The 9,396-nt window shown below is 27.5% G+C and carries 9 protein-coding genes; 1 reads left to right on the forward strand and 8 read right to left on the reverse strand.

Translation table 11 applies throughout. From position 1 onward, the window contains the following. Positions 1 to 452: 452 nt before the first annotated feature. The 6 genes from E6A48_RS08840 to E6A48_RS08865 all read right to left on the reverse strand — a co-directional run bounded on the left by E6A48_RS08840 (position 453) and on the right by E6A48_RS08865 (position 5,261). Positions 453 to 956 carry a hypothetical protein gene (locus E6A48_RS08840; RefSeq protein ID WP_219709811.1) on the reverse strand — a complete coding sequence of 168 codons (504 nt, stop codon included), beginning with the start codon at positions 954 to 956 and terminating at the stop codon, positions 453 to 455. Continuing rightward, positions 953 to 1,822: an RNA polymerase subunit sigma gene (locus E6A48_RS08845; RefSeq protein ID WP_219709813.1), complete on the reverse strand. Its 870-nt coding sequence runs from the start codon at positions 1,820 to 1,822 to the stop codon at positions 953 to 955. The genes E6A48_RS08840 and E6A48_RS08845 overlap by 4 nt, the downstream gene beginning before the upstream one ends. Before the next feature lie 8 nt (positions 1,823 to 1,830). Next, positions 1,831 to 2,268 carry a DciA family protein gene (locus E6A48_RS08850; protein ID WP_219709818.1) on the reverse strand — a complete coding sequence of 146 codons (438 nt, stop codon included), beginning with the start codon at positions 2,266 to 2,268 and terminating at the stop codon, positions 1,831 to 1,833. A gap of 5 nt (positions 2,269 to 2,273) precedes the next feature. Continuing rightward, the gene (locus E6A48_RS08855) at positions 2,274 to 3,104 is read right to left on the reverse strand and encodes a tetratricopeptide repeat protein (RefSeq protein ID WP_219709820.1); all 831 of its coding nucleotides are present in this window, start codon (positions 3,102 to 3,104) and stop codon (positions 2,274 to 2,276) included. Further along, positions 3,064 to 3,906: a hypothetical protein gene (locus E6A48_RS08860; RefSeq protein WP_219709822.1), complete on the reverse strand. Its 843-nt coding sequence runs from the start codon at positions 3,904 to 3,906 to the stop codon at positions 3,064 to 3,066. The genes E6A48_RS08855 and E6A48_RS08860 overlap by 41 nt, the downstream gene beginning before the upstream one ends. Positions 3,907 to 3,989: 83 nt before the next feature. Beyond that, positions 3,990 to 5,261, reverse strand: coding sequence for an L-cysteine desulfidase family protein (locus E6A48_RS08865; protein WP_219709824.1), 1,272 nt, complete (start codon positions 5,259 to 5,261; stop codon positions 3,990 to 3,992). A 224-nt stretch (positions 5,262 to 5,485) separates the two neighbouring features. On the opposite strand from E6A48_RS08865, the gene E6A48_RS08870 reads away from it, so the two are divergent. Next, positions 5,486 to 6,685 carry a dicarboxylate/amino acid:cation symporter gene (locus tag E6A48_RS08870; RefSeq protein ID WP_219709826.1) on the forward strand — a complete coding sequence of 400 codons (1,200 nt, stop codon included), beginning with the start codon at positions 5,486 to 5,488 and terminating at the stop codon, positions 6,683 to 6,685. 103 nt (positions 6,686 to 6,788) lie between these two features. Here the strand turns inward: E6A48_RS08870 and E6A48_RS08875 are convergent, their stop codons facing one another. Next, complete coding sequence (locus E6A48_RS08875; RefSeq protein ID WP_219709828.1) at positions 6,789 to 8,045, reverse strand: chloride channel protein; 1,257 nt, start codon at positions 8,043 to 8,045, stop codon at positions 6,789 to 6,791. An 81-nt stretch (positions 8,046 to 8,126) separates the two neighbouring features. Then, on the reverse strand, positions 8,127 to 9,227 hold the full coding sequence (ychF, locus tag E6A48_RS08880) for a redox-regulated ATPase YchF (protein WP_219709831.1): 1,101 nt from the start codon (positions 9,225 to 9,227) through the stop codon (positions 8,127 to 8,129). Positions 9,228 to 9,396: the final 169 nt, after the last annotated feature.

Consider the following 9,396-nt stretch of genomic DNA (forward strand, 5'->3'; position numbering starts at 1 on the left):
AAAATGCAGCCTTTTTGGTTCTTTGTGGCAGCAAAAGAACTGGGGGTGTGTACCTTACGGGCACGCTTCGCAGGGGCAAAGCCACCACAAATAAAAACTTAAAAACTATATTTTGACAAACTTAAAAATTTTCAGTATATTAAAACAATTATATTTTGTCAAAAATAAATTTATATTTTATATATGTGGCTTTGCCTTTAACGAAGTACACACCGTGCATACCCCACTTCTTTTATGACCGAAGGAAGTCCTTCAGGGCGACCGTAGGAAGTACCTTTAGGTATGGTATTGGTATAAAAGAAGCGAAACAACTGCATTTTTTACTAAAATTTTGGTATTATCTTATATTCAAGATATATTCTATTAACACATAATAAAATTTTTATATCCAAAAAATTATAATTTATTTATATTTATAAAAAACTAAAAATGTAAAAAACTATCTCTTTCACTTATTCTATATTTATATCACATTCATAATAATCTGTTTTTATATTATAATTTCCATTATCCAATTTTAACTCATAACTCTCTTTATCACCCCAAATATTAACTATCTCCTCTTTATTTTTATGTATGATACAATATTTTTTTATATCTCTAATATTTAAATAATATTCATTTTCGTATTTACTTATTTCTATATTTTTATAAATATAAGTTTTTTCTGTATTATTATTCTCTCCCCTACTTAAAAGAGGTGTTAATATAGAAAAATAATTAAAGCTATCAATTATTCCATTTTTTATTTTAATAGAAGCCTTATTAATAGATTTTTCAAACATATTAGAATCTTCTATATTCTCCATTACAAATAAATCAAACCTCAAACTATTAACTCTATTTTGAATATTAATATCATTTTCAAGTAAAGATAAAAATTCTTTTGACACCTCTAAGCCGCTTACATATCTTATAATTTCTTCTTCATATTTTTGAACATTATTATCATTCATAGCTTAAAACTCTCCTTTAATTGAGTTTTTATCTTTTTTATAATCTTTGTAACGGCATTAACTGTAATATCAAAAAGCTTAGATAAAAAGTCATAGCTAACAGTAACCTTAATAGACTGCAATTTTTTTATTCTCTGTTGTTTTTTGCTAGCTAAATGTATAGTAAAAATTCCTTTTCTATTATTTTCTGCTATTTGTAAATTGATACTAGCTATAGAATCCTGAAGCTTTATTATATCATTATATTTATGTATATAAGTAGCTCTTGCTTTTTCAATAATAGAATAAGCCTCTTCATAAGAAATATTAAAATAATTCATTAAAGGTTTTGACACAAGATTTATAAATAGCTCCAAATTATGCATAAAAAATGTTAGAGAATCTCTATCATTAAAAATACTCTCTATATAATCAAACATTTTCAAACTAATATTTTCTATATCATCAGTATCATCAACATAATCGCTTAAAGAATAAGTTTTTGTGTCATATAATACATCATGCAAAGTATATGCCTCTCTATTACAAAGCGGAGCATCTATAGAAATCTCTTCTACATTGTTATACTTTTCTTTTCTCTTTTTATAATCTGCATAATTTAAATAACTATTTCTTAATGTGTAAGTAAACCAAGTAATAAACTTAACTTCTGTTTCATTATATTTTAGTATAATATTTTCTATTCTCTCCATATAGTAACAATAAAAATCTAAAGCACTTTCATGATTAACACCAAAAGCCTTTCTCGGATAATTATAAATATATCTAGATAAATGCTCATTAATCTCTTTTAATGTAATTGCACTCCTAGTAGCTTTATAAATTGATATACTTTTCTTTATATACTTATCATCAATAAGAAACATTTTATTATTTAATCCTCTGCCTCAAGTAAAATATTATAAAACTTTTCTCTCATTTTCTCATCTTCTATATTGGATTCTTTCATAGTTTCATCAGCCCACTTTTTATGTTCTTCAGTGACAATTTTTTTTACATAATTTTTTTTAGTATTATTTTCAAAGTTATTATTAACATCATCTATTCTTGTAACAAGATTATAAACTACAATATTAGTTTCGTTTTTTATATTATTGAATATTTTTATTTTATTCATCATAATCTCATTAGCCCATACACTGTCTATAACATTAACAGTTAAAATGCCATTTCTAAAAAATGAAGGATAGCATATTTTAGATAAAACATCCCCCATAATTATATTCCACTTATTAGCAATTTTTAAATATGAATATAAATTACTATTTTTTTTATTTGAATATTCATTTAATATATCTATAATCTCTTTCATAAATATTATTGATTTGTAGTAGTATTATTAGTATTCATTGTACTATTAGTATTAATGATATTATTTGTATATATATTATTAGTAACAACTATTTGATTTGTATTTTCCATAGGATTTATTAAATTAACTTCTGTATCTTCATTATGAGTAGTTTCAACAGTATTAATAACTTTAATATCTTCGTTTGTATATCCTAAATAATTTTTTACTCTGTTTATAGATTCAGCCACATTTCTATAGGTTTTATCTATACTATAAACATCTTCATAAATTTTTAGAGCAGATACATAATTTTTATCTCTTTCATAAGTAGCAGCTAGATTAATCATATATACAACATTATTAGTACTATAGATATTCGCTTTTAAGAAAGAAGCCTCCGCTAATTTATAATCTTCAGTATAAAGATATAATAAACCTAAAAAATTATTCATATAAGCATCATCAGGGTTCAATATAAGAGAATGTCTTACAGGTTCAATAGCCTCATTAGTTTTTCCTAATTTATATAAAGCATACCCCTTTTGAAAATAAAGCTTATGAGAAAATCTATTAACTATAATACCATCTCTTGCTACCCTAAGCATATTATTATAATCTTTCATATACATATATGCATTAGCAAGCATTTCATAATATTCTATTTTTAATATAGGTGTAGTTTTAATCTCTTCTTCTAACAATTCTGCAGCTTTCTTATAATTTTTAGCTCTATAAAGTCTATATGCATTATTAATATTAGAAGCGTCATAGGTAAAACTTAAGCTAAAAAAAACTAAAAATAAAATAACTATTTTAATTTTCATCTTTTCTAAAACTTTGCAACCTAAAATCATTAATCATAGCAGAGGCATAAGCTATAGTAGCATTATAAATATCTTCTTTATTTTTTCCTTTAAAAAATGAATATACCCTCGGAGATTGAGAGCTAAGAGATTCAGGTAATATAACATTATTTTCAAAGCTATTTTTTAAAACCATCATTTTTATAGAGTTCATTTTATCAATAAAAGAATGAAGTAAAAAACCAGCCTCTTTTAATATAAACTGTTCAAATCTGCTAGAATTATCTCCCTTATCTAAAGCGTATACATAATCACTAAACATCTCTGGAATGCGTCTTTCTCCTATAGGAGTAACAAATCTTTGAAGCTTATTATCATAATCTTTCAAAGCAGTTTCTACTATATAATCGCTAGCAGGTCCGCTTGAAAAATATCTTACAACAGAAAAACATTCATATAACTCTCTAAAAGCCCCATATAAATGCTGAAGTTCATAATCAGCCTTTTCATGCAATTTTGCTTCTGGATATTTTTCTACTGCATTTCTGAATTTCTCTATCATGTTATCAACTTTCTTCATGAAAGAGTTTTCTTTTGCTTTTTCTTCTTCAGCTTTCTTTCTTTGAGCCTCTTCTTCTTTTTGCATCAAAGTTGTTTTAATATCTTCTAATATCTTAATCTCTAATAATAAAAAACTAGATAAATCCTGCCTATTTTCTAAAGCCTCTCTATATCTACTATTAAAAGAATCAACATTATATATTCTAGCACCATATTTTTCAGCACCCTCAGCATAATCTTTTCTAATTTTTGCTAAAGTTGCATTAATTTCTTTATCACTTAAACTAGGCATATTAAAATCCCCTAATAATTTAATTATGAATTAATCAATATATTATACAATATTTAAAAAATAAATAAACTAGAAAAAGGAAATTATTTTTCTATCATAATATTAAGTATTTCAACATCAGTCGCCTTCATACCCTCTTTAGCCATTCTTCCTATACTATCAATAGTAGCCTCAACATCATCTTTTACAAGTCCATCACCAGACTTAAATACTTTTCCATCTTTAGCCATATTAAAAGCAAGTATTCCGCAATCAATAGCTTCAGCAATCTTGGAAGCACAAGAAGATTTAGCTCCATCACAAACCATTCCACCTATAGTACATAAAGCATTGATTATAGTATCAGATATTTGTTTGTATGTAGCATCATGCAAATAGGCAATACCAGAAGCAGCACCAGTAGCAGCACATACAACTCCGCAAAATGCTGATAATTTACCTATATGCTTTTTTTGTAAAATAGCTATTAGGTTTGATAAAACTAAAGCTCTATATAATTTCTCTTCAGATACTTTTAAATGCGACGCATATTCTATTACAGGAATAGAAGCTGTAATACCCTGATTGCCACTTCCAGAATTTGTAACTACAGGCATAGCACATCCGCCCATACGAGCATCAGAACCTGCAGAAGCATAAGCTTTCGCTTTATTTCTTATATCATTTTCTCCATAATATTTTAATAATGTCTTTCCTATAGAAGCACCATATTCATTGTTAATACCTTCTTTGGATATAGCTGTATTCATATCTATTTGTCTTGATATTACATCTTTTATATCTTCTATTTTTACTTCATTAGCAAAAGTGAATATATCTTTAACTGTTAGTGATTCTCTATCTGTATTAGAATCTGAAGAAGAATTATCATCAGATTTAAAAATTTCTTTACCATCTTTAATTATCTTTGTAATATTAGTGTGTCCATTTCTTATTTCAACTATAGCACTAGATTTTTTGTTTTTAGCTTCAATAATAATATATAAGTTTTCAACATTCTCTATAAGCTCACATTTACAAAAATCTGTTTTAAGTAATTTCTTTGTGTTATCAATATCTTCTTGTTTAATACTGCTTAATACTTCAAGATTTTTGCTAGCATCGCCTCCAACTATTCCCAAAACAGCTGCAACATCTATCCCTTTTAATCCATTAGAATTAGGAACTGTAACCCCTTTAACATTCTTAATAATATTTCCACTGCATTTTACTACAACAGACTCTGGCATATCTCCTAAAACCTCTCTAACTTTAGCTCCAGCAAAAGCTATCGCTATAGGCTCAGTACACCCCAAAGCAGGAACTAACTCCTCTTTTAAAATATTAATATAATTATCATACAGCTTTTTATCCATTTTCTATTCCCCCAATTTTTTATACAACTTAAAGTATATATAGTTTTATATTAAAATCAATATATTATTTATATTATTACATTACATAAAAATTGCAAATTTACGGTAAATAATATTACTGTTAGTAGTTATTAAATACAAAAAAATGTGATTTTTTATTTACTTATTGTGATTTTTGTATATATTAGTAATTATAAATTTTTTAAATATTTTAAGGAGTAAAAATGGAAAAAAAATTTAAACTTGGATTAGTGCCTAGGTTGATTATCGGAATTTTGCTTGGTATATTTTTTGGACAGCAATTTATACCAGAAGTAATATCTAGAGTCATAGTAACTGCCTCTGGTATATTTAGTTCTTATTTAAAATTTGTAATACCTTTAATGATTGTTTCTTATGTATCTATGGGTATAGCTGATTTAAAAGAAGGCTCGGGGTTCTTACTACTTATAACTTGTATATTAGCTTATGGTTCTACATTAATTGCTGGGTCTGCATCATTCTTAGTGGCTTACAATTTATTTCCTAGCTTTATGAGTGCTGATGATATTCAGAGAATTGCTGATGCTGCTGGTAATTCTGTTACTCCTTACTTATCTATAAGTGTAACACCTTTATTAGATACTTTAGCTGCGGTTTTATTTGCATTTATAATAGGACTTGGAATATCCACTATGAGAGGAAAAGAAATAGGCGAATATTTATACAATGTATTTAAAGAATTATCTACTATTATTGATAAAGTTTTGCGTGTATCTATAATCCCTTTACTTCCTCTTTATATTTGTGGTACTTTTGTTGATATGACTAGATCTGGAAAAACTTTTGTAATATTAGGAATATTATGGAAAGTATTCTTAGTAGTTATCATTATGCATTTAATATACCTTTTAATAGCTTTCTTAGTATCTGGTTCTATAGGAAAGAAAAATCCTTTTATGCTTATGAAAAACCAAATTGCAGGATATGCAACTGCTTTAGGTACACAGTCATCTGCTGCTACTATACCTGTTAATTTGCAATGTGCAGAAAAAGATGGAATATCTGAACAAATAAGAAATTTCGTAGTACCTCTTTGTGCTAATATTCACATGGCAGGCTCTATGATTACGATTACAGCATGTGCCACAGCAGTATGTTTAATGAATCAGATTCCTATCACTTACAGTACAATACTTCCATTTATTGCTATGCTTGGTATTGCTATGATAGCTTCTCCTGGTGCTCCTGGCGGTTCTATAATGACAGCTTTACCATTCCTTTATATGGTTGGTCTTGGCGGTCCTGATAGTCCTTTAAGTGCTATAATGGTTGCTTTATACATCACTCAAGACTCATTCGGTACTGCTTGCAATGTATCTGGTGATAATGCTTTAGGTGTTATAGTTGATACAATATACAAGAAAAAAGTTGTAAAAGCTTAAAATTAACAATTAAAAAAATTATAGCCGTCTATTATTTGTAGGCGGCTTTTTTATTATATTTTATTTAATTAACTATTATTTATTTAATATTATTTAATGTTTTTTAATCTTCTTTGAAATCATATATAGAAGTTACTCCAAGAACCTTAGCTACCATATACGATATTATAGCTACTATCATAAGAGCAACAAAATTTGAAACTGAACTTGATATCTCTAATATTAATATACATACCATTATAGGCGTTCTTGTAATACCAGACATCATAGAAGTAATACCCAATACTATAAATAAATCTCCATACATAGCATATTCTGGAAAATAATGCACCAAGAAAATATCATACAAAGAACCTATAGAAGAACCAAGAATAAAAGTAGGAAAGAATACTCCCCCCACAGCTCCAGATGTAGAACATACTGATGTATAAAAAAGCTTAACAAATATAAGAATAAATAACATATGTATAGGAAACTTATCCATTACTATACTTCCTATAAGCAAATCTCCGCTTCCTAATACATAAGGAAAAAACATTATCATAATACCAGCAACTATAAAAGCAGGCACAGGACGAAGTATATCATTTTTTATATTCTGATAAAATTTACTAAATGTATTCATAAGTATATTTTGAAAAGAAGCAAGAAGTCCGCATATTAGACCCAAAGGAAGTAAAGATATATAATGTCTTACTTCAAGTATCCTCGGCAAATTAAAATTAAGTATCATAGATTGCCCTAAAATATGCTCTATTACAAGTATAGAAGATATTGAAGAGAGTGCTATACAAACAAAAACTATATGATTTTTATTTTCTTTAAGCTCTTCAAAAGAGAAAGCAATTCCTGTAAATGGTGCACTAAAAGTAGCAGTCATACCCGCACAAGCACCAGCTATAATAAGATATCTTCTATATTTGGATATATGACTATAAAAATGTTTATGATAAAAAAGCCCAACAAGTGTGCCTATATGCATAGAAGGACCAGCCCTACCTAGTGAAAGTCCGCTTGCAAAAGATATCATACTTCCAAAAAGTTTTAATGCTATTTCAACAACAATATTTTTTGGTTCATTAAGAGAAAGATAATATTTTATCTGCGGAACTCCAGCACCTCTTATCTGCGGATAATGTCTTAATATTAGCCCTATAAGAGAGCCAAGGGAAATTAAAACTATAAACATTATTATAGGATAATACCATTTGCTAAGAATAAAATTTGAAACATAAAAAACATTAATACTTAGTCTATATAATATCATTCTATAAAAAGACACTATAAAACCAACTGTAGCACCTATAAACGATGAAAGTACATATAATTTGATATATTTAGCTTCAAAATTCGGTTTCATTTTATTATTTTTTTGATATTTTTATTTCATATCTTATTTTTTATTTGGAATTAAACTCTTTAAAGTCTTATATAAAGAAAATTAAACATTGAACCTAAAAGTTACAACATCACCCTCTTGCATAAGATACTGTTTACCCTCAAGTCTAATAGCACCAGCCTCTTTAGCCTTAACAAAACTTCCAAGCTCCAAAAGTTTATCACAGTTAATAACCTCAGCACTAATAAATCCCCTCTCAAAATCACTGTGTATAACCCCCGCAGCCTCTGGAGCATAAGCACCTTCTCTCACAGTCCAAGCCCTAGTTTCATCTTCTCCAGAAGTAAGGAATGTTAAAAGCTTTAATAATTTATGTCCTGCTTTAGTTAATCTCTCTACTCCAGATTCTTTAACTCCCAAGTCTGCTAAATAACTTAATCTCTCCTCTTCGTCCAAATCCTGTAAATCTGCTTCTATTTTAGCACTGAAAGGTATGAGTTCTATATTTCTTTCTTTGGCATAATTTTGAAGTGTTACATAATGAGAATTTTTTTCTGGGTTAGCTAATTCATTTTCTGATAAATTAGCCCCTATCATCATGCTCTTTGATGTTAATAAAAATAATGGTTTTAATATATCTTTTTCTGAATCAGTTAAATCTAAACTAAATATTGGCTTAAAATTGTTTAACTCTGGAAGTATTTTTTCAAGTAATACAATCTCTTCTTCTACTGCTTTTGCTTTGCTTCCTTTAGCAACCTTTTTTTGTCTCTCCATTCTTGCATTAAGCGTTTCAATATCTGCAAGCATAAGCTCTGTTAATATTATATCCAAATCTCTTAATGGATCAACTTCTCCTATATGAGTAATGTTTCCATCTTCAAATACTCTCACAACATGAAGCACTGCATTTACTTCTCTAATATGCGAAAGGAATTTATTTCCAAGCCCTTCGCCTTTAGAAGCTCCCTTTACAAGTCCAGCAATATCAACAAATGTAGTAGTATTATAAACTTTCTTTTTTGATTTAAAAAGATTTGCTAATTTATCAACTCTTTCATCTTTTATTATAGCGGTAGCTTCATTTTTATCTATAGTACAAAACGGATAATTAGCTGCCTCTGCATGAGCATTTGTTAGTGCATTAAAAAGTGTTGATTTTCCTACGTTTGGAAGTCCTACAATTCCTATAGATAAAGCCATATTATTATTTCCTTAAATTAATTTATTTAAAAAAATTGAAAACCTGAATTATTTTCTGTAATATTATATATTAAAAAATATTAATAACAAGCATATTAAAACTATAATCTTATATTATATTAAAAAATTTTATGTTCTTAAAGAAAATTATACCTCATAATTTTTATAC

This window comes from Brachyspira pilosicoli, from assembly GCF_019402445.1.
Classification (GTDB): domain Bacteria; phylum Spirochaetota; class Brachyspiria; order Brachyspirales; family Brachyspiraceae; genus Brachyspira; species Brachyspira pilosicoli_B.

Bases quoted from the DNA above. Each gene is read 5' to 3' on its own strand.
- E6A48_RS08850 (WP_219709818.1), bottom strand. From the start codon at position 2,268: ATGAAAGAGATTATAGATATATTAAATGAATATTCAAATAAAAAAAAT.
- E6A48_RS08855 (WP_219709820.1), bottom strand. From the start codon at position 3,104: ATGATTTTAGGTTGCAAAGTTTTAGAAAAGATGAAAATTAAAATAGTT.
- E6A48_RS08875 (WP_219709828.1), bottom strand. From the start codon at position 8,045: ATGAAACCGAATTTTGAAGCTAAATATATCAAATTATATGTACTTTCA.
- E6A48_RS08870 (WP_219709826.1), top strand. From the start codon at position 5,486: ATGGAAAAAAAATTTAAACTTGGATTAGTGCCTAGGTTGATTATCGGA.
- E6A48_RS08840 (WP_219709811.1), bottom strand. From the start codon at position 956: ATGAATGATAATAATGTTCAAAAATATGAAGAAGAAATTATAAGATAT.
- ychF (WP_219709831.1), bottom strand. From the start codon at position 9,227: ATGGCTTTATCTATAGGAATTGTAGGACTTCCAAACGTAGGAAAATCA.
- E6A48_RS08860 (WP_219709822.1), bottom strand. From the start codon at position 3,906: ATGCCTAGTTTAAGTGATAAAGAAATTAATGCAACTTTAGCAAAAATT.
- E6A48_RS08865 (WP_219709824.1), bottom strand. From the start codon at position 5,261: ATGGATAAAAAGCTGTATGATAATTATATTAATATTTTAAAAGAGGAG.
- E6A48_RS08845 (WP_219709813.1), bottom strand. From the start codon at position 1,822: ATGTTTCTTATTGATGATAAGTATATAAAGAAAAGTATATCAATTTAT.